This is a genomic window from Pararobbsia silviterrae, assembly GCF_003628125.1.
Classification (GTDB): domain Bacteria; phylum Pseudomonadota; class Gammaproteobacteria; order Burkholderiales; family Burkholderiaceae; genus Pararobbsia; species Pararobbsia silviterrae.
Map to the genome: position 1 here is coordinate 139,962 of NZ_RBZU01000004.1, position 24,488 is coordinate 164,449.

Genomic DNA, 24,488 nt, shown 5'->3' on the forward strand with positions numbered 1-24,488 from the left:
CGTTCGATCAGTCGCCGCGCAGCTTCTTGACTTCGTCGAGATTGCTCGACGTCGCCAGCAGCGCGGGGACGAAGGTGTCGCTCGGCAGATCGTGCGCGCCGGCCAGATAGCGCGCGACGTTGTCGACGGCGGTCTTGCCGATCACGGCGGGTTGCTGGGCCGCGACTGCGCCGACCGGCGAGTTGTCGACCTTGAGCAGATCGAGCACTTCCGGCGTGCCGTCGACGCCGAAGGTCTTGATTTCCGTGCGGCCCGCCGCGATCAGCGCCTTGCTCGCGCCGAGCTGCGGAATATCCCAGGCCGACCAGATCGCCGCGATCGAACCCTTCGGATACTTGTTGAGCAGCGCCGTCGTTTGCGCATACGCGTCCTGCACCGTGTTCGGAATCACGTCGCGCAGCTCGGGCTCGATGATCTTCACGTTCGGGTAGGACTTGAGCACCTGCTTGAGTTCGTCGTAGCGAATCGCGCAGACCGGCACGCCGTAGAACCCGTTGAACACGAGGATATTGCCCTTGCCGCCGATCGATTGAACGAGCTTGAGCGCGAGCGACGAACCGATCGACCAGTTATCGGACGTCGTGTTGTTGATGCTGTTCTGCGAGGGCACGTCGACCGTGAAGACCGGAATGCCCGCGTCGCGAATGCGCTTGAGCGACGGATCGATGACCGACAGCGTGCCGAGCGTCTGGATCACGGCGTCGGGCTTCTGCGTGATGACGGTCTGGAGCTGCGACACGAGGTTCTTGTCGATACGGCCCGCGTCGAGCGTGATCGGCGTGCCGCCGAGACGCTTGACTTCGGCGACTTGCGCTTGATAGGCCTTGAGGTCGAAATAGTGATCGGTGCCCGTCACGCTGATCGCGATGCGCTTGCCTTTGAGCGAGAGCGTGTCGTCGTCGGCCGCGTGCGCGGCCGAAGCGACGCCGAGGGCGACCGCGAACGCGGCGGCGATCGTGCGCAGCACGCGCGTCGAACGGCGGGGACGACGGGTCTGTCGGGCGTGCGGTGTGTGCTTCGTGTTCATCGAGGGTATCCGGGAGTGTGGAATATGGTGTTGGGTTGGGGCCCACACGGCTGGGCCGCGTAGGCCGGACATCGCTTGCAAAGATGCGGTCCTTCGTCAGTTCCAGGCGTGCCGCGGCGGCTCGACGCCGTTGAGCACGTAGTTGCCGACGAGGTGATATTTCCAGCGCACGGGGTCATGCAGCGTATGCGTGCGCGCATTGCGCCAGTGGCGGTCGTAGTTGTGCTCGGCGAGCACGGATTGCGTGCCCGCGAGCTCGAAGAGCTTTTCGCCGGCGCGCAGCGCGGCTTCGGTCGTCAGCACCTTCGCTTGCGCGACCGCGACGGACGCGCGCGCGACGTCGGCCGACGTCGGTTCCGCGGGCAAGGCATCGATCGCTTGCGCGGCCTTTTCGAGCAGCGCTTCGGCGGCCTGGATCCGGATCGCGAGATCGCCGATCTCGCGTATCGTCAACGGATCGTCGGCCGCGCGTTCGACGCCGCTGTCGACCCATGCGCGCGACCGCTCGCGCACGAAGCGGATCGTGTCGTCGAGCGCGGCGCGCGCGATACCCGCATCGATCGCGGCCTGGATGATCTGCGACAGCGGACCGTTGCGCGTCGGCTTGTCGTAGGCCTCGTACGACGCAAGGACCGCGTCGGCCGACACCTCGACGTTGTCGGCGATGACGGTGCCGCTCGCCGTCGTGCGCTGACCGAAGCCCGACCAGTCGTCGACGACCTTGAGCCCCGGTGTGCCGCGTTCGATAAACGCGAGCACGCCGCGTTGTTCGTCGTCGAGCGCGAGGATGGGAATCCAGTCGGCGAATAGCGCGCCCGTCGAATAGAACTTCGTGCCGTTGACGCGCAAGCCGCTGCCGTTCGCGGTGATGCGTGTCTTGAGATCGAGCACGTTGCGCGTGCCGCGCTCGGAGAAGCCGTTGCCGAAACGTTTGCCCGCGAGGACCTCGGCGAAGAAGCGGCGCTTTTGCTCGGGCGTGCCGGCCAGGCCGATGACGTCGACGATGCCGAGATGATTCTGCGGCAGTTGACCGAGCGACGGATCGGCTGCAGCGACGATCCGGATGACTTCGGTCAACGTGACGTACGAGACGGCCGCGCCGCCGTATTCGGCCGGCACCGTGATTGCCCAGAGGCCGCTTTGCGAAAACACATTGAGTTCGTCATGCGGAAGACGCCGTTGTTGATCGCGCAGCGAGGCGTCGGCGCGGAACAGCTCGGCGACGTGATGCGCGGTCGCGATCGCATCGGCGTCGTCGCGAATCACGCGGGCCGGCGCGCCGGCGGGAGGAATCGAAATCGTCGTGGAGGTCATGGCGTGCGGCAGTGAATGTCGGTTGTCGATTGTCGGTAGGCAACGGTCAAGCGGATTGATCGGCCGTGACGGCGTGCGACGAAGCGTCGGATGCCGTGCGCCGGTATTGCGTCGCGCGATGCTCGGCGGGCAGGCGCGGTCCTTGTCCGAAGAGCTTTTCGCGCAAGGTGCCTTCGCTATAGGCCTTCGGATAGGCGCCGCGTCGCTGGAGCTCGGGCACGAGTAGTTCGACGACGTCGGTGAACGTCTCGTGCGCCACGGCATACGCGAGGTTGAAGCCGTCGACGTCCGTCTCCTCGACCCATTCCTGCAGCGTGTCGGCGACCGTCGAAGGCGAACCCACGAGCACGGGGCCGAGTCCGCCGATGCCGCCCCATCGCGCGATTTCATTGACGGTCCAGACCTTGTCGGGATCCGCCGTCGAGAACGCTTCGAGCATCGAACGCACAGCGTCGGTCTGGATGTACTGGACATGCTGCTCGGGCTTGAATTGACCGAAGTCGACACCGCTCCAGCCCGAGATGAAGGTCAGTGCGCCGTCATAGCTCGCATGCGCGTTGTATTCGTCGACCTTCTTCTGGGCCGCGGCGTCGGTCTCGCCGACGATGACGGTCAACAACGTATAGATATAGACCTTGCGCGGGTCGCGGCCGGCTTCGGCGATCTGGCGGCGAATGTCGGAGACGTATTTCTTGAGCACCACCTTCGACGGCGCGGCCACGAAAATGCATTCGGCGTTCGAGGCCGCGAACTGTTTGCCGCGGCTCGATGCGCCCGCCTGATAGAGCACCGGCGTGCGTTGCGGCGACGGCTCGCTCAGATGAATGCCGGGCACCTGGAAGAACTTCCCTTCGTGCGCGATCGGATGGACCTTGCTCGGATCCGTGAACAGACGCCGTGCGCGGTCGCGCACGACGGCGCCGTCTTCCCAACTGCCTTCCCAAAGCTTGTAGAGGACTTCGAGATACTCGTCGGCGATCGCATAGCGGTCGTCGTGCCGGACTTGCGAGGACTGGCCCAGATTGCGCGCGCCGCTGTCGAGATACGACGTCACGATATTCCAGCCCGCGCGGCCCTTGGTCAGATGGTCGAGCGTCGACATGCGGCGCGCGAACGGATACGGATGCTCGAACGAGATCGACGTCGTGAGGCCGAAGCCCAGATGCTTGGTCACGAGCGCCATCGGGGGAATGACCTGCAACGGATCGTTGACGGGCACCTGTGCGGCTTCGCGCAGCGCGTGTTCGTTCGAGCCGTGATAGACGTCGTAGATCCCGAGCACGTCGGCGATGAAAATGCCGTCGAAGATGCCGCGTTCGAGAATCTGCGCGAGATCGGTCCAGTACTCGAGGTCCTTGTAGTCGGACGAGCGATCGCGCGGATGGGTCCACAAGCCCGGGGACTGGTGGGCCACGCAGTTCATTTCGAAAGCATTGAAGCGAATGTGTCGAGTCATGGTGTTCAGCGGGTTCGAAGCGCTTTTCAATACAGGCTGGGAGTGCAATGCAGCATCTGTGCCAGTCGTGCATTCATATTGGATGTCGGTGCATTACGGCGCGATGCGCGCGTCGCGTGGGCCTTCGCGTGCATGTGCGTCTCAAGTGCCGTGCGTTCGATATCGATCCTGGATGCATCGAGGCGCATGCTACGTGCGTGACGCCACGCATGTCTGCTGATCGGGTGCTGCTTCAGAAGCACCTGCGTGTCGGCGTGCCTTGCGTTACGAATAGAACGTCGGGCGAGGCAGCTCGCGATTGATGGCCCAGTCGCCGAGTTCGCGCGTCTTGTAGTCGAGCGGGTCGTGCAGCGTGTGCGTACGCAGGTTTCGCCAGAAGCGATCGAGGCCGAGTTCGCCGCGTGTCGAGCGCGCGCCGAGCACGTCGAACAAGCGCGTCGTGATGTCGAGGCCCGCCTTCGCGCTCGCGAGCTTGGCCGTCGCGATCGCGATCGCGGTATCGCCGCGCTCTTCGCTCGTGAGCCGGTCGCCCGCTTCCCATGCGCGATCGAATGCGGTTGATGCTCGTTCGGTCAAGGCGCGCGCACTTTCGAGTGCGAGCCAGAACTCGCCGCCGCGTTCGAGCGCATACGGATCCTTCGCTTGGCGATCGGCGCTCGACAGCGGCCAATGGCGCGCATCGGTGCGCACATAGTCGCGCATCGCGTCGAATGCGCCCTCGGCGATGCCGAGATAGATCTGGGTCAGCGTCGCCTGTGCGATCAGCGGGCGCAGCGTCGCGCGGATCGAGCCGAGCGGTCCGGGTCTCGCGAAGATTTCCGATTCGTCGACGCGCACGCGTTCGAACGTCACGCCGCCGCTGTCGGTCTGGCGTTGTCCGATGTTGTCCCAGTCTTCGTGCAGCGTGATGCCGGTGCGCGTCGTCGGGATCGCGGCGATCACGAGGCGGTCGAGGCCGTCCTGGCGCGCCGAGGCGATCAGCATGTCCGAGTCGAGCGCGCCCGAACAGAACGTCTTTTGACCGTTGAATTCGCGCCAGCCTTCGCGCGGCGTGCTGACGGTGCGCGTGTCGAGCGGGTTCAGCGTATTGCCCCAGAACCATTTCTCGCGAATCGTCGCGTCGAAGAGCGGCGCCCATTGCGCGCGTTCGCCGAACAGACCCGCCGTCGCGAGCATCAGATGATGAAAGCCGTAGACGTGGGCGATCGAACTGTCGGCTCTCGCGAGAATCCGGACGGTCTCGAGCGTGACGGACCATGACGCGCCGAGGCCGCCGAATTCGCGCTCGATGCTCAGGCCGAGCAGACCGCTTTCGCGCAGCATGTCGCGCTGGATTTTCGGCGTACCGCCGGCCTTGTCGCGTTCGATCGCGGTTTCCGACAACCAGTCGGCAATCGATTGTGCGATCTGCGGCGGACTCGAAGGCAGCAGCGACAACGCGGGAGATGCGAGGGACGACATGCTCGACGCTCAGGAGGAAAGACGGGTGTCCTTTGCATCGTTCGTGCCAGCGGCGCTGAATGGTGTCGCGAGATATCGCACGCGTCGTCGAGCAGGGGCGGCGGGACGGGTCAGGGCACGCGTGTCACGTGTATTTAAAGAAGGGGGCGGCGGTGCGGCGATCCGCGCGCAGACGGCACGACGCGCGGTCATCGAGCCGTTCATCTGTTGCTGGAGCAGCAACAGATGCGGCTGCAGGTGTTGCTCAGGCAGCAGTCCGTCAGCAATCCGTCATCGATTGTTACGCGCGGGTGTTCATAAACTTAGCAATCTTCGTTGTTTCCCAGCGTTCGACGATCGCTGTAGCCTTTGAACTCCGGTTTGCCCTTCGGCGACGCACTGCCACGGAGTCATGGATGACACTGCCCCTCGACAAGACGGCCTTTTCGGCGCCGGCGCCGCTTGCGTCGCATACGGCGAGTGCGTTCGTGTTCGAAGACCCCGCTTCGCATGCGCTGCTCGCGCGGATCGCGCGGATCGGGCCAAGCGACGCGAACGTTCTCGTGATCGGCGAGACGGGATCGGGCAAGGAATTGATCGCCCGCATGCTTCATGCGCACAGCGCGCGCGCCGACCGGCAGTTTGTCGCGGTCAATTGCGGCGCCTTGTCGGAGACGCTCGCCGACAGCGAATTGTTCGGGCACGAACGCGGCGCGTTTACGGGCGCGGCCGCATCGAAGCCGGGCTGGTTCGAAGCCGCGAACGGCGGCACCTTGTTTCTCGACGAGATCGGCGATCTGCCTTTGTCGATCCAGGTCAAGCTGCTGCGCGTGCTTCAGGAGCGTGAAGTCGTCCGGCTCGGATCGCGTACGCCCGCGCCGATCGACGTGCGTCTGATCGCGGCGACGAATGTGAATCTCGCCGAGGCCGTCGCGCTGGGCCGCTTTCGCGAAGATCTCTACTATCGGCTGCGCGTCGGCGCGATCGAGGCGACGCCTTTGCGTGAACGGCGCGGCGATATCCTGCCGCTCGCGCGGTATTTCGTCGACAAACATCGCGCTCGCGGCACAGACCGCGCGATCGCGATTTCGGATGCGGCCGCCGCCATGCTGGTCTCTCATGCATGGCCCGGCAATATTCGCGAGCTCGAAAATGTCGTCCAGGGCGCGCTCGTCGATACGCACGACGGCGTACTCGGCGCGGATGCGATTCGCGCCGCGCTGGCGCCGCAGTATTTCGTTTCGGCGCGCGGTGTCGCGAACATGGAAGTCGGACCGCGCGCGCATGAGCGCGCAAGTCAACATGTCAGTCAACGTGCAGCTCAGCATGCGGGTCAACGCGCCGGCGAGCGTGCGCGCGCGCTCGCGCAACCCGAGGATCGCGCGCGCGACGACGCGAGTGCGCTCGAACACGCGCTGGTCGAATTGTTCGAAGCAGGGGAGAGCAATCTCTACGAACGCATCGAAGGCGCGATCGTCTCGGCCGCATATCAATACTGCGACCGCAATCAGGTGCAGACCGCGAGACTGCTCGGGCTGAGCCGCAATATCGTGCGCGCGCGTCTGATGAAGATCGGTGAGCTCAAAGGCGGACGCCGCACGGCGCCCGCGGAAATCGAGCCCGATATCGTGCGTCCCGCCGACGCTGAAGCGCGTTCGACCGAGCTTGCCGTGCACGATTGATGTCCGTTGTCGGGTCGTGGCGATGACGCGTGTGATCGTGTCGTGATGTCGCCACGGTGGTGCCGTGACGCGGCTGTGACAGTGCCGTGAAGCGACCCGCTTAATCACCCGCTTAATCGAACGCTATCGAATAAGGCGCACGAAGAATTCGTGCGCCTTATTCGCATGTTTTCAATCGATATGGGATCCGAACGAATATCGCATTTCGCTGATATCGAAAGCAAAACTCGTTCGTTGCCAGTCGCGCGCGGGATTCGTATAAATGGGGAACGTTCATTGTCCCGTTCACGAAGAGGCTTCTGTTGAGCACGTTCGATCTCGCCGCCGCGCAGTCTGCCCAAACCGCATACGTGGCCTTTCTCGCTGTATTGGCGTATGTCACGCATCGTGCCGCCGCGATGACGCACGCCGCGCGCCGTGAGCGGCTCGCCTATCGGATCGTTCGTATCGAACATCGCAGCGAACGTCGTGCCGAACGTCGCATTGGGGGCGCAGCGTGAGCGATGCACCGGTCGTGCTCGACGCACGCGGCCTCTCGAAGCGATTCGGTCCGACCGTCGCGCTCGCGGATTTCAATCTGTCGATTCGCGCAGGTGAAGTCGTCGCGCTGATGGGCGCGAACGGCGCGGGAAAATCGACGGTCGTCAAGATTCTGAGCGGCGTGCTCGCACCCGATAGCGGGTCGATTGCATTACGCGGTCATCCGTACGCGCCCGCGTCGACGAAGCACGCGAAGACGCTCGGCGTCGCGACGATGCATCAGTCGGTCGCGGATGCCGGCGTGCCGACGCTGTCGATCGCCGAGAACCTGCTGCTCGAACGCACGAGCAGCGCGCGTACGCGCTGGTTCGCAACGCCGTCGTCGCGTCTTCGCGATGCACGCGGCATTGCCGCGCGTGTCGGCGTGACCGGCGATCTGCGCGCGCCGCTCTCGGAACAATCGGTCGCGACCAAACAATTGATCACGCTTGCTCGCGCGCTCGACAACGATCCCGCGGTGCTGATGCTCGACGAGCCCACCGCGAGTCTGTCGGCCGCGGAAGCGCAAACCTTGTTCGAAGCGATCGATGCACTGCGTGCGCGCGGTGTCGGCATTCTGCTCGTCTCGCATCGGATGGGCGATTTGCGGCGCATCGCGGATCGTGCTGTCGTGCTGCGCGATGGCCGGCATGCGGGCGATTTTCCGGCGCCGCTCGATTGCGATGCGGCGTTGCAGGCGATGATCGGCCGCGCATTGACGCTGCGTCGCGCGGAATCGGGCAAGCTCGCATCGGCCGTTGATGAATCGGCGACCGCTGAATTGGCGATCAATGAGTCGGCGATCAATGAACCGGTGCATTCGACTTCCACGCACGATACAGCCGCGACGATCGCGCCGGTCCGCGACGGTGCGACGCACGCAGGCGATACTGCCCGGCACCGCGGCTTCGAAGCGCGCGGACTCAAGTTGTTCGACGATGCGCCGCCGCTCGACTTTGCCGCATCGCGCGGCGAAATCGTCGCGATCGCGGGCCCGATCGGCGGCGGCAAATCGCGTCTCGCGCGCACGCTGTTCGGCATCGAACCGATCGCGAGCGGATCGATGACGCTCGACGGTGCGCCGTGGCAACCGCATAGCGCCGCGCAGGCGATCGCATCGGGCGTGTTCATGCTCGGCGAGGATCGCTGGCAGACGTCGTTGTTTCCCGACAGCGTGCCGTTCGCATCGATCGAGGGCACGTTGAGCTTTCCGTTTCTTTCGCGCTGGTTTCGTCGAGGCCGCGTCGCGCGACGTCATGAACGGCGCGTCGCGCGCGATGCGATTCGTCGCATGACGGTGCGTTGCAAAGGTCCCTCGGATCGCGTCGTCAATCTGTCGGGCGGCAATCAGCAGAAAGTCGCGCTCGCGCGGTGGCATGTCGAACCCGCGCGAATGCTCTTGCTCGACGAACCGTTCCAGGGCGTCGATGTCGGCGCGCGCGCGGAGATCGTCGACATCCTGCGCGCGAATGCCGCCGACCGCGTGACGCTCGTGTTCGTGAGCGACCTCGAAGAGGCGCTCGAAGTCGCCGATCGCGTCTTGCACTTCGACCGCCTGCGTATTGAAACCCTGACCGACTTCCTTGCCGAACATTGATCGATGAAGACCACCTTGCATGAAGACGCGGTGTCCGCGCCGTTGTTGTCCGCGCCGCTCGCGACGCGCGTCGTGTCGCCGCGCACGCGGTTGCGCGAGGCGCTCGAACGCGGCGGCATCGTGTTGTTGCTGATCGTGCTGTGTGCCGTGTTCACGTGGTGCGAGCCCGTGTTTCTCGGCGTCGACAATCTGTTCAATATTCTGCAGTCGGCGGCGATCGTCGCGCTGCTTGCGGTCGGCGTCTCGATCACGCTCGCGGTCGGCGGGTTCGATCTGTCGATCGGCAGCATCGCCGCGACCGCGCAGATGGCGGCCAGTTACGTGCTCGTCGTCTGGCACGGCAGCGCATTCGATGCGTTCGCCGCGTGCCTTGCGCTCGGCGTCGCGACGGGACTCTTCAACGGGGTGTTGATCACGCGATTCCGCGTGCCTGACCAACTCGCGACGCTCGGCACGCTGTTCCTGCTCGCGGGCCTGCAACTGATTCCGACGGGCGGCCGTTCGCTCGCGACGGGTTCGATCCTGCCCGACGGCACCGAGACGACGGGCACGTTTCCCGACGCGTTTCTCGCGTTCGGCCGCGCGCGATGGCTCGGCGTCGTGCCGGTGCCCGTGATCGTGCTCGCTGCGATCACGCTCGTCGCGGTGCTCGTCATGGAATTTTCGCGTTGGGGACGCGTGCTCTACGCGACGGGCGGCAACGAAACGGCCGCGCGGCTCGCGGGTGCGCCGACCGCGCGGTATCGGATCGGTGCGTATGTCGCGTCGGGCGCGATCGCATCGGTGGGCGGCGCGCTGATCGCGGCGCGCGTCGGACGCGGCGACGTCGGCGCAGGGCACTCGCTGCTGCTCGACGCGGTCGCGGCCGCGTTGATCGGTTACGCCGTATGGGGGCTCAAGCGTCCGAACGTCCTCGGCGCGGTGACGGGCGCGGTCTTCGTCGGCGTGCTGCTCAACGGTCTCACGATGCTCAACGCGCCGTACTACATGCAGGATTTCATCAAGGGCGCACTGCTGGTCGGCGCGCTTGCGTTCACGTTCAGCATCGGACGCAAGACGACACGCTAGGGCTTCGACTGCGTACGGAACGCGGCAACACCGAACACGGCGACGTCTTTTCGTTCACGCGCGCGACGGGACGGCGTCAAGCACACGCAAGACATTCGACATTCCACACCCTGCTTCTGGAGAGACCATGAAAACCACGCTGAAGAAACTGATCCACACCCTCGTTCTTGCGGCCGCCATCGGCGCACCGCTCGCATCGCACGCGGCGGGCGGCATCGCGAACGCGCCTGCGCCGTTCGATCATGGTGGCGTCAAGATCGCGCTCGTCAACTACCTGTCGACGGGCGATTTCTTCCAGGCCTATGAGGCCGGCGCGCAAAAGCAGGCCAAGGCGCTCGGCATCGATCTGCGCATCTATGAAGGCCGTCAGGATGCATCGCAGCAGCGCGATCAGATCCAGCAGGCGATCGATCTCGGCGTGGCCGCGATCGTCGTCAATCACGGTCTGCCGGAGTCGCTCAAGGACGTCGTTCAGCAGGCGCTCGACAAGGGCATCAAGGTCGTCGCGTTCGACGTCGATCTCGCGAATCCGAAGGTGCCGCAAGTCGAGCAGAGCGATCACGATCTCGCGAGCCTGTTGCTCGACCAGGCCGTGAAGGACAACGGCGAGACGTTCAGCGCGGCCTACGTCTACGTGCCGGGCTTCGCGCCGCTCGATCGCCGCGATCAGGTCTGGCAGTCGTTCAAGCAGGCGCATCCGGGCGTCAAGGAAGTCGCGCGTTTCGGCACGGTCGACAACCAGATCGCGCAATCTGTCGCGAACGAGGCATCGGCCGCGTATCGCGCGCATCCGGATGTACGCGTGGTGTTCGCACCGTACGATGAATTCGCGCGCGGCGCGAAACTCGCGGCCGACGAGGTCGGCAACGCATCGAAGCTGCGTATTTATAGCGCGGATATCTCGACGGCCGATATCGAAGCGATCCGTACGCCGGGTAGCCCGTGGGTCGCGACTGCGGCGACGAACCCGGCCGTCGTCGGCGCGGTGTCGGTGCGCGCGGCGGCACTGCTTGTCGCGGGTCAGGACCCGGGGCACCACATCGAAATCAAGCCGACGCTGATCACGCGCGACGATCTCGTCAAGAACGATATCCATACGGTTTCGGAGCTCGGCGCGAAATTCCAGGCGTTCCGCAAGAGCGACGCTGCGCAGGTCGCATGGATTCCGGACGCGAATCTGTAATCGATCTGAATACAGTGGCAGACGTTTGACGCGTTGGAGGCGTCAAACGTTGTAGTGAGACGGCGCGCGTCGATCGATGCGCGCCGTTTTTTTTGAAGCGTGCGTGTCAGGCCTTGTCCGACGATGCCGCGAGCGCGGCGCGCAACAAACCGTCGACGAGCCCGTTGAGCCCTTCGGGATGATCGGCCGCGCGCGTCTTGAGTTCGTTCACGAGTGTCGCGTCGAGCTTGCATGCGAAGGGCACGAGCCCTTTCGCCTGGTCGAGCTTGCGTTGTTCGCGGCGATCGAGCGGCAGCTCGGCCGCACCCTTGCCGAATCGCTCGGAGTGCGACTGCTTCATGGCATGGGTCAGTTTGAGGGCCTTGTTCTTTTCAAGGTCCGTTTTTTTCATGGGCATGGGACGGTGTCCTGCAGAGTGGGTCGTGGCTCAGGCGAGCCGAATGACGTCGATCTTGAGCGCCGGGCCGCCGCTCGCGATCTCGATCAGACGATCGACGTTCGGGTGCGCACCCGGGCGATTGCGTGCGTCGGCCGTATGTTCGGCGAACAACGCGAGGCCATGTTCGGCGGCCATCGCATCGAGCGAACCGAATTGCTCGCGCAGATAGTGATAGACCGAAAGCGACCCCTGTTTGCCGGGCTTGTTCTCGATCGACGCGACCACGTCTCCCTGATGATCGATCAGATCGAGCCGTTCGATACCGTCGATCGGCGGCAATTGCGCGAGATTGTCCTTGAAAACGGGGGTGGGGTGAATCATCGGGAGGTCCTGTTGTTTCTGAACGCGTCGGAACGCGAAGCGGGCCTGTATCTTATCCGATCCCCGCGCGGCCGATCGCCAAGGCGCGGATCGGCGCACGCGTCGGTGTGCCGGTCGGTGCATGGAGAGGGCATCCATGGGGGCAACGACGGCCGCACCCTCCGACGCAACGAGACGCAATCGGCTAGCTGCCCGCCAGCGAGATCGCAAGCTGCGCGAACAGCACCTTGACGATCGTCATCGACGGAAAAATCATCGCGTACATGAGGTCGGGGCGGTCCGTCGGCGCGATCCGGTTGCCGAACGCGAGAATGCCGGGGTTGCCGGTCGCGCCGCAGAGCACGCCGACCGACGTGTCGAACGGCAGCTTGAAGACCGCCATCGCGAGCAAGGCCGTGACGCCCACGAGCACGAGCAGCACGATGACGCCGTAAAGCAAGAGCAGCGGCCCGGCCGCGCCGACCGTATCGACGAACTTCGGCCCGCACGAGATGCCGACCTGAGCGAGAAAGATCGTCAGTCCGAGATTGCGCAGCACGAGATTGGCCGAGAGCGGCATGACCCAGACGAAGGGGCCGCTGCGCCGGATCTTGCCCAGACAGAGCGCGAGGATCAGCAACGCGGCGAGTCCGAGACTGAACCCGCCCGTGCCGGGCAGCGGCAGCTTGATCGCGCCGGCGAGCAGCCCCGCCGCCGCGCCGATGCCGAGACAGATGAAGCTCAGGTCGGCGGTGCCCTTGATCGAGTCGCCGAAAAACGCGCGGATCGCTTCCATGTGCGCGCGATTCGCGAGCACGCCGACGCGATCGCCGCTTTCGAGCACGATGTCGGGGTTCGGCAGCAGATCGACATCGCCGCGCCGCACGTGCGCGATCGCGCAACTGACGCCGTCGGGATAGCGCAGATCGCGCAGCGGCATGCCGACGACGAGCGCGCTCGATGCGAACACGCGCATATAGTCGAGATCCTCGCGGTGGCTCATCATCCGGCCGGGCTGGATTTCCCCGCAGCGCGCGGCCGTTTCGCGCAGGACTTCGGGATCGGTCGCGGTCGCGAGCAGCACGTCGTCCTTCTGCAGAACCAGGTCGCCGTCGGGTAGCTGATTGTGATGCTGACGGCGCACGGCCGCGATCGCGAGACCTTGCGGCAGGCGCGTCGTCAGGTCGTGGAGTTTGAGACCGACGAACGCGGGATTGCGAAGCGCGATTTCGGCCATATCGATGAGCTTGGCCTTCGGTGCATCGATCCTGGGCTTCAGGAGCACCTTGAGCGCGAACAGAAACAGGATCGGGCCCGCGACGCCGATCGGATAGGTCACGCTGTAGCCGACGGCCGCATCGTTGTTCTTGAGGGTTGCGATCGTGGCTTGCAGGCTCGCGGTGCTCGTGCCGGTTCCCGCGAACATGCCGAGCGCGTCGGCGAGCCGGATATGCGTGAGCGGAACGAGCGCCCACGCGACCAGACCCGAGGCGAGCACGCCCGCGCATGCGGCCGCATTCGCCTTGATGCCCATGGGACTCGTCAGGCCCCGGAAGAATTGCGCGCCGTACTGGATGCCGATGCCGTAGAGGAACAGCAGCAGCCCGAGCGTGCCGAGCAGCGCGGGCGGCGCGGACTTGGGCGCGAATGCGCCGAGCGCGAGACCGACGAACAGGACCGCTCCGGACCCGAGGCAGACGCCTCTGACGTTGATCTCGCCGACGATGTAGCCCAATGCGACGGTCAGGAACAGCGTGAACAGCGGCTGGGTTTCCAGAAACAGCCTTGCCTGATCCATGCGGCCTCCTTGGATGCGCGGGTGGACGACGTGCCGTTTCATTGAAGACCATTTGCCCATGGGCGTCCAGTCGAGCCGCTGCGGGATCGCCGGAACACTTGGTTCGCTATCGGATTGCGCGAGGCGCGAGGTGCGGGCCTCGCGCGGCCGTGCGCGGCAAGGGGGCGCGCGGGCTAAAGCGTGTCGCGCAAGCTCAGGACGTCGTCGATGAGACCGTACTGCTTCGCCTCGTCGGCCGACATGAAGTTGTCGCGATCGCTGTCGCGTTCGACCTGTTCGACGGGCTGGCCCGTGCGTTCGGCGAGGATGGCGTTGAGTTTTTGCCGCTGAAACAGGACCTCGCGCGCCTGGATCTCGACGTCGGCCGCGGTGCCCTGGCTGCCGCCCGAGGGCTGATGGATCATGATGCGTGCATTGGGCAACGCATAGCGCTTGCCCTTGTGGCCCGCGGCCAGCAGGAAACTGCCCATGCTGGCGGCAAACCCCGTGCACAGCGTCGAGACGGCGGGCTTGATGAACTGCATCGTGTCGAAGATCGCGAAGCCGTCGTAGACCGATCCACCTGGTGAATTGATGTAGAGCGAGATGTCCTTTTCGGGGTTCTCGGCCTCGAGGAACAGCAGTTGCGCGACGACGAGGCTCGCGGACTGCTCGTTGACGGGGCCGATCAGAAAGATGATGCGTTCACGCAGCAGCCGCGAATAGATGTCGTACGCGCGTTCGCCGCGCCCCGAGTGCTCGATGACGGTCGGCACGAGTCCGAGGTTCAGGGGGGCGGATGGGCGAAACGGATCAGGCATGGCGGCGTCCTTGGAAGGAGGGATCGGTAGCGCGCGCGGGATCGATCAGGATCGTTACCGATTCTTGCGGATCGCGATGGATCGGCCGCGCGTCATCCCTATGACGGCCGGACGCGCCGCGGTGTGACGCCGATTTTTTTTCGTGCGACTGTCACGCGGACGGGGTCTCGCGCGTCATACGCGTGAATCCCGGCGTTCTGGCAGACTGGCGGCGCCGGCCCACTTCGAACGGAGCACCCCGCATGACCGATTCATCGATCGACCGGCGCGCACCCGCGCGTCTCGACGGCTCGGACGCGTTCGACCGCGAGCGCGGCCGCCTCGTGTCCATTGCATACCGGATGCTCGGCAGCCGCGCGGAGGCCGAGGACATCGTGCAGGACGCGTGGCTCAAGTGGCAGGCGTCCGACCGGGCCGCGTTCCTGCAGCCTGTCGCGTGGCTCACGACGGTCGTCACGCGGCTGTCGATCGACCGGTTACGCGCGCTTCGCACGGAGCACGCGGCGCGCGAAAAGGGCGTGTTGCCCGAACCGTGGCTCGATCCGGTCGTGCCGTCCGCGGAAGATCGCGTGCTCGACGGCGCGCAGTTGTCGTATGGCCTCATGCTGTTGCTCGATCGTCTCTCGCCTGACGCGCGCGCGGCGTTCCTGCTGCGCGAAGGGTTCGACTGCGACTACGAGACGATCGGCGCGGCGCTCGGCAAGCCGGCCGACCATTGCCGGCAACTGATTCATCGCGCCAAAGCGCGCCTCGCGCGCGCGGGGGCGCCGCTCAAGCCGAACGATTTCGATCGTCAGCGCACGGTCGTCGAGCACCTGCGGGCCGCGATCGATGCGCAGGATGCGACGGCCTTGCTCGCGGTGCTCGACGGGGCGCGCGTGGTCGCCGACGCACCGGAGCCGATCGGTGTGAGCGCGGTGGCGCGAATCCTGGCAGCGAATGCGCGCGTAGCCGCGAGCGGAACCGAGACGGTGTCGAGCATCGCGCATGCGCGTCCCGCGTTCATCGCCGAGACCGTGTCTTTCGGGGTCGAGGCGGGGGTGGCGCTCGTCTTGCACGGCGAGATAACGGCGCTTTGTGTGCCGTGGTTCGATCGCGACGATGCGCTCACGCTGTACGTCGTGAGCCGGCCTTCGTCGCTGGCTCGCGCGAACCGCATGCTCGGACACGCGGCGATCGCACGCTTGATCGCGCGTATCGCCTTGAATGCACCGAGCGCACGGAACGTATGCGGCGCTGAGATCGCACTCGCTTAGCCTCGACCCGCTCGATCAGGTTAATCGGCTCCACGATGTCGGTCCGAGCCGATCGGGTCGCGGTGTCCGATCGGTATGTGAAGGCACGGAGCACACGGAAGGATGCGCGCCGGGCTACTTCGACGTCGCGCGCCGGGCGGCGCGCTGCGGCATCCAGTGAATGCAGCCGAGCATGACGAGCACGAGCACGCCCGATGCGCCGAGGCGGCTGATGTCGAGGCCGCCTTGCGAGAACGGCTTGTCGAGCAGGTCGCCGAGCGTGGCCCCGAGCGGGCGCGTGAGCACGAACGCGGCCCAGAAGATCGCGGTCCGCGACACGCGCGGCACGAACCACAACAGCGCGATGACGACAAGACACCCGCCGAAGATCGCCGTGCCCGCGCCGTAGCCGAGTCCGAGACCGCCGCGATCGTCGCCCGCGACCCAGTCGCCGAGCGCCGTGCCCAGCGTCTGCGAAAACAGGATCGTCGACCAGTAAAACCATTCGACGCGCGCGTTGACGACGCTCTCGATCGACACCGAACCCTCGACGCGATACCAGACCGCGAGACTCAGCGCGAGCAACGCCAGAATGATCGATACGCCGCCCGGATAGCCGACGCCCAGCGATCGATCGAACGCGTCGGCGAGCGTCGTGCCGAGCGTCGTCGTCGCGACGATGGTCGCCCAATACAGCGACGGATGAAATGCGCGCGCGCGGATCTGCGCGGCGACGAGGATCACGAACGCGACGAGAAAAATCAGCGAACCCACGAGATACCCGAGATTCAGCGACATCGACACCCAGTCGCCGGCGGTCTCGCCGAGCGTCGTCGCGGCGATCTTGACGATCCAGAAACCGAGGGTCAGCGCGGGCACTTTGCTCGCGGCGTGTTCGATGAAGTCGCGATGGGCGCGATCGGCGGTCGGCATCGGAGGCTCCTTGCGGCGCGAAAGGGTGAGGCCAGAACGCGCCACTCTATCGAACGCCGCCTTAACGGCAGCTTAATTCGCCGAGCGGATGTGAGCGCGGCGTCACACGTGCGGTGCGAGTCGCTCGATGCGGATTCATACGCCCGACGCACTGCGTTGTCCCGCAATGTGGGCTTTATTGCGTCACGACATGCGTCGCGCGTGCCGTGCCGTGCGCGACGTATCCGCCTATAACTTGCGGCGGCTACCGAGACTGAAGCGCGATCCCGGACACGTGAGCAAGGTCTTCGTCGCGGGCGCCGAGTCGGTCCATGTGCGCCGGATGACGAGCAGGCACGGTTCGCGCGCGTCGATATCGAGCAGTCCTTGTGTCTCGGCATCGGGCGTCACGGCGAACACGAGGTGTTCGAGTTCGGTCGCCGGGCGAATCGCGCGCAAATAGTGGGTCGTCGTCTGCGTGCTGAAGTCCTGTTCGAGATAGTCGGGCGCGAACGACGGCGTCACGTAGCGGTCTTCGAGCTGGATCGCCATATCGTCCTCGTAGTGGACGATCAGCGAGCGAAAGATCTTCGCGCCGGGCCTGAGGTCGAACGTCGTGGCCATATCGAGCGACGCGCGCACCGCTTCGAGCTTCGCGACCTTCGCATGGTGACGATGTCCGCGCGACTGGATGTCTTCGGCGATGTCGCGGATTTCGAGCAGTTCCGTGCTCGGCACCGGCGACGAGATAAACGTGCCGACGCCCTGCACGCGCCGGAGCATGCCCTGCGCCGATAACTCTCTGAGCGCGCGATGGACCGTCATGCGGGAGACGCCGAGTTCTGCGACGAGCTCCTGTTCGGTCGGCAAGCGCGTGCCCGACGACCACTCGCCGCGTTCCATGCGTTCGGTGATGTATCGCTTGACCTGGTCGTAAAGCGGAACGGCTTTGTCCTTGTGGTTCGCGATCATGCCCGTAGCCCGGCGTGCGCGGGCCGAAGATAGTTCGGAGAGAGGTCGGCGACCGAACGGCAGCCGAGGTGTCCGAGCGTGCGCTCGATTTCGCTCGTCAGCAGCGTCAATGCGTGCGCGGCGCCTTCGAAGCCGCCCGCCGCGACGCCATAGAGCGTGGCGCGGCCGAGCATCACGGCGTCGGCGCCGAGACACAGCGCCTTGACGATCTCGGTGCCGCGCCGGAAGCCGCCGTCGACGATGACCGTGAGCCGGCCGCGGCAGGCCGCGGCGATCTCGGGCAGGACGTCGAGCGACGTCACGGTCGAATCGAGCTGCCGCCCGCCGTGATTGGTCACGACGATGCCGTCGGCGCCGAGGCGCACGGCTTCGAGCGCGTCCGCGACATTGAGGATGCCCTTGATGACGAGCTTGCCTTGCCAGTGCTCGCGCAGCCAGCGCACCGACGACCAGTCGAGCGCGGTTTCCATCTGCTTCGCGATATAGACCGCGCCGTTCGACGCGCGGCGCTCGCCTTCGGGCAGATAGCGCGCGATGTTCGCGAACGCGGGCACGCCGTGCGGCACGAGGACATTCGCGATCCAGCGCGGATGGCGCAGTACGTCGAGCTTGTTGCGCCAGTTGAGCTGCATGTCGCGCACGTAGCTGCGCCGGTCCCACTCGCGGTTGCCGTAGTAGACCGCGTCGACGGTCAGCACGAGCGTGTCGCATCCGGCGTCGCGCGCGCGATCAAGGAGATTCCGCGTGACCGCGCGCTCGCGCAGCATATAGAGCTGCATCCACGTGCGGGCCTGACCGCCCGCGACGACGTCCTCGATCGTGCAGTTCGATACCGTGCTCAGCGTGAAAGGGATATTGCGTTGAGCGGCGGCGCGCGCGAGCGAGATATCGGCGTCGCGCCGTTGCATGCCGTTATAGCCGGTCGGCGCGATCACGAGCGGATACGCGGCGCGTTGTCCGAGCAGGCTGATCGACGTATCGCGCGCGGTCGCGTCGACGAGCGCCGACGGCACGAACCGCCACGCGTCGAAGACGCTGCGATTCTCCCGGAGCGTGACCTCGTCCTCGGCGCCGCTGTCGACGTACTCGAACACGAAGTTCGGCAGCCAGCGCTTCGCGACGAGCCGCAGCTCGTCGATATTGCGGGTACGCCGGAAGTCCCGGCCGGCATAGAGCGAACGCTTCATCGTCGGATTCCCGTCTCAACGCGGTTCATGGAAAAGCGCGCCGTCCGATCGCTCGCGGGACGATCTGTTATCGGCGCTCGCGCATTTTCCTCCGATGCGCGACGCGTCTCAAGCCGAATAGCTCGGCAGCACGCCGCGATGCGGCGCGGGCAGCGTCGCGGCATGCGCCCAACGCTGGATCGCGGCGATATCGGGCGCGAAATAGCGGTCGGTTTCATAGAACGGCACGCGTTCGCGAATCGCGTCGTGAATCTGCTCGATCGCCGCGCTCGAGCGCAGCGGACGCCGGAAATCGACGCCTTGGGCCGCCGCGAGCGCCTCGACCGCGACGACACCCGCGGTGTTCTCGACCATGTCGCCGAGCCGGCGGCCCGCGAACGTCGCCATCGAGACGTGATCCTCCTGATTCGCGGACGTCGGCAGGCTGTCGACGCTCGCCGGATGCGCGAGCGTCTTGTTTTCCGATGCGAGCGCGGCGGCCGTGACCTGCGCGATCATGAAGCCCGAATTGAGGCCGCCGTCCTTGACGAGGAACGGCGGCAGGCCGCTCAGATGCGCGTCGAGCAGCAGCGCGACGCGGCGCTCGGAAATCGCGCCGATTTCGGCGATCGCGACCGCGAGCGCGTCCGAGGCGAACGCAACGGGCTCCGCGTGGAAGTTGCCGCCCGACAGCACATCGCCTTCATCGGCGAACACGAGCGGATTGTCCGATGCCGCGTTGGCTTCGATCTGCAGCACGCGCGCCGCATACCGGATCTGGTCGAGCACGGCGCCCATGACCTGCGGCTGGCAGCGGATCGAATACGGATCCTGCACGCGGCCGCAATCGTGATGCGAGGCGAGGATCGCGCTGCCCGAGATCAGCGACAGATAGACCTCGGCGATGTCGATCTGACCTTGCTGGCCGCGCGCGCGATGAATGCGCGGGTCGAACGGCACGGCCGAGCCCATGATCGCTTCGGTCGACAACACGCCCGCGAGCACGGCCGCGCTGAAGACGTGCTCGGCGCCGAACAGGCCCGCGAGACCGAGCGCGGTCGAGACCTGCGTGCCGTTGAGCAGCGCGAGCCCTTCCTTCGGACCGAGTACGAACGGCTTGAGGCCCGCGCGGTCGAGGCCGGTCTTCGCGTCGACGATCTGTCCGCCGATGCGGACCTCGCCGACGCCGAGCAGCGTGCAGGCGAGATGCGCGAGCGGCGCGAGATCGCCTGACGCGCCGACCGATCCCTTCGAAGGAATGCACGGATAGACGCCCGCGTTCGCGAGCCGCGTAAGCGCTTCGATGACGTCGACGCGCACGCCCGAATACCCGCGCGCGAGGCTGATCGCCTTGAGCGCCATGACGACGCGCACGACGTCGTCGGACATCAGCGCGCCCGTGCCGACGCTGTGCGAGAGCACGAGGTTTTGCTGGAGTTGCGCGAGCTTGTCGGCCGGGATCGTCGTTGTCGCGAGGCGGCCGAAGCCGGTGTTGATCCCGTAGACGGTCTGGCCGCGCGACATGACGGCGTCGACGACCGCTTGCGATGCGGCCGCGTGGTCGAGCGCGCTCGGCGCGATGTCGAACGTGACGCCGCCTTCGTAGATGCGGCGCAGCGCGTGGAGACTCACGTGGCCGGGTTCGAGCGTCAGATGCGAGGTCGATGCGTTCATGGCGGATCCCGAGCGGGCAGCAGTTAGGTGTCGAGATTGTACATACAAAGTCATCGATAGCAATCGAAGGCGCTTGGTCTTGTGGGGGGTGAGCGCGATTGGAGTGCTTAAAATAAATATTTATCGTTATAAATCAGCTAATTGATCATGATTTAGTGCTGGGGGCATTCATTGAGTAGCGCGCTAAATAATCAATACATTTGATTTGTTTGTATTGATGTGTGCTCTGTTGCAACGTGACGCGACCTGATCTCGCATCGATCGGCCGGTGCGGCTTGCGTGGCGGCCGACCGATCGCGCTCGGTCGCCGCGGCGAAACGATCGCGGCATCGCGTTCGATCGGCACGGCGATCTGCCAAAGATGGATGCCGCCTATTGCACCACCATCCCCACGCTAAAGAACGGATTGAACAGATTGCTGTTCATCACCATCGCATAGACGCCGCCGACCTGGATGGTCCAGCCGATCGCACCGGCGTTGAAGATCGCGACGGGACTGCCATTGCTGCTCGCGTTGAACGCCTGAAGCGCCGTGACGCCAACGAGGCCCGGTGTGCTTTGCGTGTAGTCGAGCGAGAACGCGCTCGTGCGCGTCGCCGTCGCGCTCGGAGCGATGAACGACGCCGTTGCGCCATTGAACGTGGTGGCCGTGTAGTTCGCCGCGAGCGTTGAGGTCGCCGTGCCGTCTAGGCAACTGCCGGCCGTCGGGTCGAAATACGTGCCGTCAAAGACGCCAGGCAGATTCGGATGCGGTTCTAGGTCATTGAAGCTAGGTTCGCTGGCGCCTTGGAGGCCTATGTTCCCGGCATTCCCGACGATCGCGCATTCGGGCGCACTCGTCGGACCGATATAGCTGCCCGTGATCGCGCTGGCCGGTAATGCGGTTGCGGGCGCCAACACCGACATACCGAATTCCAAATCGATGACCGAATTCAGCAGAGCACTGTTATCCGATGGAATGTACGACTGTCCGACGCGAATCACGACCGGGATTAACGCGCTGCCGAGCTTGCCGACGATCATGATGGCTTGGGCTTGGCTCGGCGCGAGCAGTATGATCGGCTGCTCTTGACCCGCACTCGGGTAAGCCGAGCTCGACGACGTCGGTTGGCTGACGAACACATTGTCCGACGTCGAGTCCGCATTCGCGCGCAAGGTCCACGGCGTGCCTGTCGTGTTGCACGAGTAGTCGCTGCCCGTGGTGATCGTGCATGAGCCATCCGCGTTGAGCGTCTCGTTCCAGTTGACCACGTCGGGCTGCCAACCCTGCGGAGAGACGGTCTGAAACGACGTGCCGGTCGGTGAGAGATGCATGCCGAGTTCGTTGTAGGCGCCGGCGACCTTCGCGAAATCCGTTTCGGTCTCGGCGAAACCGATAAACGAAAAGAAGTCGAACGTACGGGACGGTATCGCGCCCAAATTGCCGAGTAGCGCGACGCCGTCGAATTCGATCGTCGCGCCTGGAATACCGCCGGTCACGATACCTTCGCCGACGAAAAGCGTCGGCGGGTCGGCCGGATTGATCGTGACGGTGTATGTGCCGTCCGCCGACACGCCATTGTCGAGGACGAACGTGCACCGGTTCTGCTCGGCGCTCGCGAACGTCGTCGCGTGATGGAACGAGCCAGTGATCGTGTCGCCGGCGCGCGTCGTGTTGATCTGGCCGGCGGTCGTCGGGATGTCCGACAGGACGAACTGCATTTGATAGGACAGATGCGTCGTGTCGAATTGCACCTTGATATAGTCGCCGCCGCTCGAACCGCCGGTATAGGTCGTCGAATAGTCGAGCGAAGCGGGGCAGAGTTGCGTGACCGCCGCGGCCGGCGATGACGACGGCGACGACGACGGATTATTACCCGAGCATCCCGCGAACAGCGTCGCGGCAAGGGTGACAACGATCCATCGCGTCTTGCGCAGCCAACTGCTTTGAAACATACCGATTCCCCAAGTTGTGTACGGGTGCGGCGCTGATGCGCACATCTCCCCCTGTTTTGGCCGACGCGCGGCGGCGGATGGACTCGATGCCGCGCATATACGACCGTCGCATCGCTGGCGACGGGCTGTCAATACGCCAACTGCTGTATGTGGATCGTTGGTGTGCGGAAAGTTTGATGAAAGTCATGCGGCGCGGCCTGTAGGGGGCTCGCATCGAGGCAGGCGGGAGAGGATATGGGGCAAGCGGCGGTAGGCGGGACCCCGCGAGTTCGCGCGGCGTCCGCAGGCGGACGCCGTGACGCGAAATCGTTTGAGCATCGATTACATATCCATCGCCCCAGGACGACGCGCGGCCTCAGTTTGACGCGGCCTCGCGTGCGCGTCGCGCCTCATAGCTCGTGAGATGCGCGGCGACGACGCGCAACATCGTCAGCGACGTACCCGAGGCCGGTGCGCGCGCGAGCAGGTCATCGATCAGATGCGCGCCTTCGATGCGCGCGCCGCGTTCGATGTCCTTCGCCATCGACGCGCTCATCGGCGAGCCCGCGGCCGTCAGGATCGAGAGGCCGCGTTCGCGGGCGGCGTCGCGCGGCGCGAACCCGTTGTGTGCCGAAATCGCGGCGCACTCGTCGAACAAGCGGACCGCGAGATCGGCCGCGCCGGCGGCGACATAGTCGCCGACCGTGCCGCGCATCAGACTCGTGATACCCGCGAGCGATGCGATGAATCCCCACTTCTCCCACATCTCGTGAAGCACGTGCGTGCTGGCCCGGCTCGTGAAATTCGTGTCGGCGAATGCGGCTTCGATCGCCGCGATGCGATCCGAGTGCGAACCGTCGAGCTCGCCATAGACGATCTGGTGAAAGTCGCTGAGATGCAGGACGGTGCCCGCATCGTCGAGCGTCGCCGAGATCAGGCAGAGGCCGCCGAGCACGCGCGTATCACCGAAGCGGGCCTTGAGCGCATCGATATGCCGCATGCCGTTGAGCAGCGGCAGGATGACCGTGTCGGGCCCGACCGCGGGCGCGAACGACGTCATCGTCGCTTCGAGGTCGTAGGCCTTGCAGCCGACGACGATGACGTCGTAGTGCGACGCGATGTCCGCGCTGAGCACGACGGGCGGATCGGTCAGGCTCAGATCGCCGCACGGGCTGCGGACCTGGAGTCCGGTTTTCGCGATCTGCGCGGCGCGCCGTTCGCGCAGCAGAAAGGTCACGTCGCGGCCCGCGTCGAGCAGCCGCGCACCGAAGTAGCCGCCGAGCGCGCCCGCGCCCACGATCAGAAAACGCATCGAATGCACTCCTTGAAGTCAGCGTGTGATGAGCAGACGTAGACCCAGCGCGACGAACACCGTTCCCGCGATGCGATCGAGCCATGTGCTCGCGCGCGGGCTGCGCTGCAGCCATTGACCGATGTGGCCTGAGAAAAATCCGAGCAGGCCGAAGAGCACCGCGGCCTGGGCCGTGAACGTGAGGCCGAGCGCGGCGGTCTGCCAGGCGGCGTGGCCTTGAGCGGGCACGACGAACTGCGGCAGAAACGAGAGAAAGAACAGCACGACTTTCGGATTGATCGCATTCGCGAACAAGCCTTTCGCGAAGAGACGCCAGACGGATTGGGCCGCGCCCTCGACGGTCCGCGCCCGCGAACCGCCGCGGCTGCGCAAGGCCTGAACGCCGAGCCAGATCAGATAGAGACCGCCCGCGATCTTGAGCGCGGCGAACGCGATCGGCGACGCGGCGATCAGCGCGCTCACGCCGAGCGTCGCGAGCAGCGTATGCGACAGGCAACCGAGCGCGCAGCCGAGACCGAACGCGACGCCCTGACGCCGCCCGCGCGACATGCCCATGCCGAGCACCATGAGGTTGTCGGGGCCCGGCGACAGCGTGATCAGAACCGCGGCGGCAAGAAAGCCGAAAAACTGTTCGGGGGTGAGCATCGGATCCCACGCAGGCGAGTGACGGGTGTGCCGAT

General features: G+C 65.3%; 20 protein-coding genes. 5 read left to right on the forward strand and 15 right to left on the reverse strand.

Annotation, left to right across the window (positions count from 1 at the left end; genetic code table 11):
- Window positions 1-7 precede the first annotated feature (7 nt).
- The 4 genes from D7S86_RS11110 to D7S86_RS11125 form a co-directional block, all read right to left on the reverse strand.
- Window positions 8-1,027: a sugar ABC transporter substrate-binding protein gene (locus D7S86_RS11110; RefSeq protein WP_121086375.1), complete on the reverse strand. Its 1,020-nt coding sequence runs from the start codon at window positions 1,025-1,027 to the stop codon at window positions 8-10.
- A 96-nt stretch (window positions 1,028-1,123) separates the two neighbouring features.
- Window positions 1,124-2,341, reverse strand: coding sequence for an SfnB family sulfur acquisition oxidoreductase (locus tag D7S86_RS11115; RefSeq protein ID WP_121086377.1), 1,218 nt, complete (start codon window positions 2,339-2,341; stop codon window positions 1,124-1,126).
- A gap of 46 nt (window positions 2,342-2,387) precedes the next feature.
- On the reverse strand, window positions 2,388-3,797 hold the full coding sequence (locus D7S86_RS11120; RefSeq protein ID WP_121086379.1) for an LLM class flavin-dependent oxidoreductase: 1,410 nt from the start codon (window positions 3,795-3,797) through the stop codon (window positions 2,388-2,390).
- A gap of 264 nt (window positions 3,798-4,061) precedes the next feature.
- Window positions 4,062-5,258 carry an acyl-CoA dehydrogenase family protein gene (locus D7S86_RS11125; RefSeq protein ID WP_121086381.1) on the reverse strand — a complete coding sequence of 399 codons (1,197 nt, stop codon included), beginning with the start codon at window positions 5,256-5,258 and terminating at the stop codon, window positions 4,062-4,064.
- A 395-nt stretch (window positions 5,259-5,653) separates the two neighbouring features.
- Here D7S86_RS11125 and D7S86_RS11130 point away from each other — a divergent pair, with 395 nt between their 5' ends.
- The 4 genes from D7S86_RS11130 (at window position 5,654) to D7S86_RS11150 (ending at window position 11,286) form a co-directional block, all read left to right on the forward strand.
- On the forward strand, window positions 5,654-6,919 hold the full coding sequence (locus D7S86_RS11130; protein WP_121086383.1) for a sigma-54 interaction domain-containing protein: 1,266 nt from the start codon (window positions 5,654-5,656) through the stop codon (window positions 6,917-6,919).
- A gap of 496 nt (window positions 6,920-7,415) precedes the next feature.
- Window positions 7,416-9,035, forward strand: coding sequence for a sugar ABC transporter ATP-binding protein (locus D7S86_RS11140; RefSeq protein WP_121086387.1), 1,620 nt, complete (start codon window positions 7,416-7,418; stop codon window positions 9,033-9,035).
- A 3-nt stretch (window positions 9,036-9,038) separates the two neighbouring features.
- Entirely contained in the window at window positions 9,039-10,103 is a 1,065-nt protein-coding gene (locus tag D7S86_RS11145) for an ABC transporter permease (RefSeq protein WP_121086389.1), read from the forward strand.
- A gap of 127 nt (window positions 10,104-10,230) precedes the next feature.
- Window positions 10,231-11,286 (forward strand): substrate-binding domain-containing protein, encoded by a 1,056-nt coding sequence (locus tag D7S86_RS11150; protein ID WP_121086391.1) that lies wholly within the window; start codon window positions 10,231-10,233, stop codon window positions 11,284-11,286.
- A gap of 106 nt (window positions 11,287-11,392) precedes the next feature.
- Here the strand turns inward: D7S86_RS11150 and D7S86_RS11155 are convergent, their stop codons facing one another.
- The 4 genes from D7S86_RS11155 to clpP form a co-directional block, all read right to left on the reverse strand.
- Window positions 11,393-11,683, reverse strand: a complete 291-nt coding sequence (locus D7S86_RS11155) for a hypothetical protein (RefSeq protein WP_121086393.1) — start codon at window positions 11,681-11,683, stop codon at window positions 11,393-11,395.
- A gap of 30 nt (window positions 11,684-11,713) precedes the next feature.
- Window positions 11,714-12,046, reverse strand: a complete 333-nt coding sequence (locus tag D7S86_RS11160) for a DUF2322 family protein (RefSeq protein WP_121086395.1) — start codon at window positions 12,044-12,046, stop codon at window positions 11,714-11,716.
- A gap of 184 nt (window positions 12,047-12,230) precedes the next feature.
- Window positions 12,231-13,823: an aspartate-alanine antiporter-like transporter gene (locus D7S86_RS11165; RefSeq protein WP_121086397.1), complete on the reverse strand. Its 1,593-nt coding sequence runs from the start codon at window positions 13,821-13,823 to the stop codon at window positions 12,231-12,233.
- 173 nt (window positions 13,824-13,996) lie between these two features.
- Window positions 13,997-14,623: an ATP-dependent Clp endopeptidase proteolytic subunit ClpP gene (gene clpP, locus D7S86_RS11170; protein WP_121086399.1), complete on the reverse strand. Its 627-nt coding sequence runs from the start codon at window positions 14,621-14,623 to the stop codon at window positions 13,997-13,999.
- A gap of 242 nt (window positions 14,624-14,865) precedes the next feature.
- Between clpP and D7S86_RS11175 the strand changes: the two genes are divergently transcribed.
- Window positions 14,866-15,879, forward strand: a complete 1,014-nt coding sequence (locus D7S86_RS11175) for a sigma-70 family RNA polymerase sigma factor (RefSeq protein ID WP_121086401.1) — start codon at window positions 14,866-14,868, stop codon at window positions 15,877-15,879.
- A 114-nt stretch (window positions 15,880-15,993) separates the two neighbouring features.
- On the opposite strand, the gene D7S86_RS11180 is transcribed toward D7S86_RS11175, so the two are convergent.
- The 7 genes from D7S86_RS11180 to D7S86_RS11210 form a co-directional block, all read right to left on the reverse strand.
- Entirely contained in the window at window positions 15,994-16,791 is a 798-nt protein-coding gene (locus tag D7S86_RS11180; protein ID WP_121086403.1) for a COG4705 family protein, read from the reverse strand.
- Between the two features lie 228 nt (window positions 16,792-17,019).
- Window positions 17,020-17,742: a histidine utilization repressor gene (gene hutC / locus D7S86_RS11185; RefSeq protein ID WP_121086405.1), complete on the reverse strand. Its 723-nt coding sequence runs from the start codon at window positions 17,740-17,742 to the stop codon at window positions 17,020-17,022.
- Complete coding sequence (locus tag D7S86_RS11190) at window positions 17,739-18,929, reverse strand: alpha-hydroxy acid oxidase (protein WP_121086407.1); 1,191 nt, start codon at window positions 18,927-18,929, stop codon at window positions 17,739-17,741. Before D7S86_RS11190 ends, hutC begins: the two co-directional genes overlap by 4 nt.
- Before the next feature lie 108 nt (window positions 18,930-19,037).
- Entirely contained in the window at window positions 19,038-20,582 is a 1,545-nt protein-coding gene (gene hutH, locus D7S86_RS11195; protein WP_121086409.1) for a histidine ammonia-lyase, read from the reverse strand.
- 372 nt (window positions 20,583-20,954) lie between these two features.
- On the reverse strand, window positions 20,955-22,517 hold the full coding sequence (locus D7S86_RS11200; protein ID WP_121086411.1) for a DUF2957 domain-containing protein: 1,563 nt from the start codon (window positions 22,515-22,517) through the stop codon (window positions 20,955-20,957).
- A 355-nt stretch (window positions 22,518-22,872) separates the two neighbouring features.
- A complete protein-coding gene (locus D7S86_RS11205; protein ID WP_121086414.1) occupies window positions 22,873-23,808 on the reverse strand; it encodes a ketopantoate reductase family protein in 936 nt (311 codons plus the stop codon).
- A gap of 18 nt (window positions 23,809-23,826) precedes the next feature.
- A complete protein-coding gene (locus tag D7S86_RS11210) occupies window positions 23,827-24,453 on the reverse strand; it encodes a LysE family translocator (protein ID WP_121086415.1) in 627 nt (208 codons plus the stop codon).
- Between the last annotated feature and the right edge of the window lie 35 nt (window positions 24,454-24,488).

Excerpts from the sequence above, each read along its gene's own strand:
- D7S86_RS11160 (WP_121086395.1), bottom strand. The coding sequence starts at position 12,046 with ATGATTCACCCCACCCCCGTTTTCAAGGACAATCTCGCGCAATTGCCG.
- D7S86_RS11130 (WP_121086383.1), top strand. The coding sequence starts at position 5,654 with ATGACACTGCCCCTCGACAAGACGGCCTTTTCGGCGCCGGCGCCGCTT.
- D7S86_RS11120 (WP_121086379.1), bottom strand. The coding sequence starts at position 3,797 with ATGACTCGACACATTCGCTTCAATGCTTTCGAAATGAACTGCGTGGCC.
- D7S86_RS11165 (WP_121086397.1), bottom strand. The coding sequence starts at position 13,823 with ATGGATCAGGCAAGGCTGTTTCTGGAAACCCAGCCGCTGTTCACGCTG.
- D7S86_RS11175 (WP_121086401.1), top strand. The coding sequence starts at position 14,866 with ATGACCGATTCATCGATCGACCGGCGCGCACCCGCGCGTCTCGACGGC.
- D7S86_RS11150 (WP_121086391.1), top strand. The coding sequence starts at position 10,231 with ATGAAAACCACGCTGAAGAAACTGATCCACACCCTCGTTCTTGCGGCC.
- D7S86_RS11145 (WP_121086389.1), top strand. The coding sequence starts at position 9,039 with ATGAAGACCACCTTGCATGAAGACGCGGTGTCCGCGCCGTTGTTGTCC.
- hutC (WP_121086405.1), bottom strand. The coding sequence starts at position 17,742 with ATGATCGCGAACCACAAGGACAAAGCCGTTCCGCTTTACGACCAGGTC.
- D7S86_RS11155 (WP_121086393.1), bottom strand. The coding sequence starts at position 11,683 with ATGCCCATGAAAAAAACGGACCTTGAAAAGAACAAGGCCCTCAAACTG.
- clpP (WP_121086399.1), bottom strand. The coding sequence starts at position 14,623 with ATGCCTGATCCGTTTCGCCCATCCGCCCCCCTGAACCTCGGACTCGTG.
- D7S86_RS11190 (WP_121086407.1), bottom strand. The coding sequence starts at position 18,929 with ATGAAGCGTTCGCTCTATGCCGGCCGGGACTTCCGGCGTACCCGCAAT.
- D7S86_RS11125 (WP_121086381.1), bottom strand. The coding sequence starts at position 5,258 with ATGTCGTCCCTCGCATCTCCCGCGTTGTCGCTGCTGCCTTCGAGTCCG.
- D7S86_RS11110 (WP_121086375.1), bottom strand. The coding sequence starts at position 1,027 with ATGAACACGAAGCACACACCGCACGCCCGACAGACCCGTCGTCCCCGC.
- D7S86_RS11205 (WP_121086414.1), bottom strand. The coding sequence starts at position 23,808 with ATGCGTTTTCTGATCGTGGGCGCGGGCGCGCTCGGCGGCTACTTCGGT.
- D7S86_RS11210 (WP_121086415.1), bottom strand. The coding sequence starts at position 24,453 with ATGCTCACCCCCGAACAGTTTTTCGGCTTTCTTGCCGCCGCGGTTCTG.
- D7S86_RS11180 (WP_121086403.1), bottom strand. The coding sequence starts at position 16,791 with ATGCCGACCGCCGATCGCGCCCATCGCGACTTCATCGAACACGCCGCG.
- D7S86_RS11200 (WP_121086411.1), bottom strand. The coding sequence starts at position 22,517 with ATGTTTCAAAGCAGTTGGCTGCGCAAGACGCGATGGATCGTTGTCACC.
- hutH (WP_121086409.1), bottom strand. The coding sequence starts at position 20,582 with ATGAACGCATCGACCTCGCATCTGACGCTCGAACCCGGCCACGTGAGT.
- D7S86_RS11115 (WP_121086377.1), bottom strand. The coding sequence starts at position 2,341 with ATGACCTCCACGACGATTTCGATTCCTCCCGCCGGCGCGCCGGCCCGC.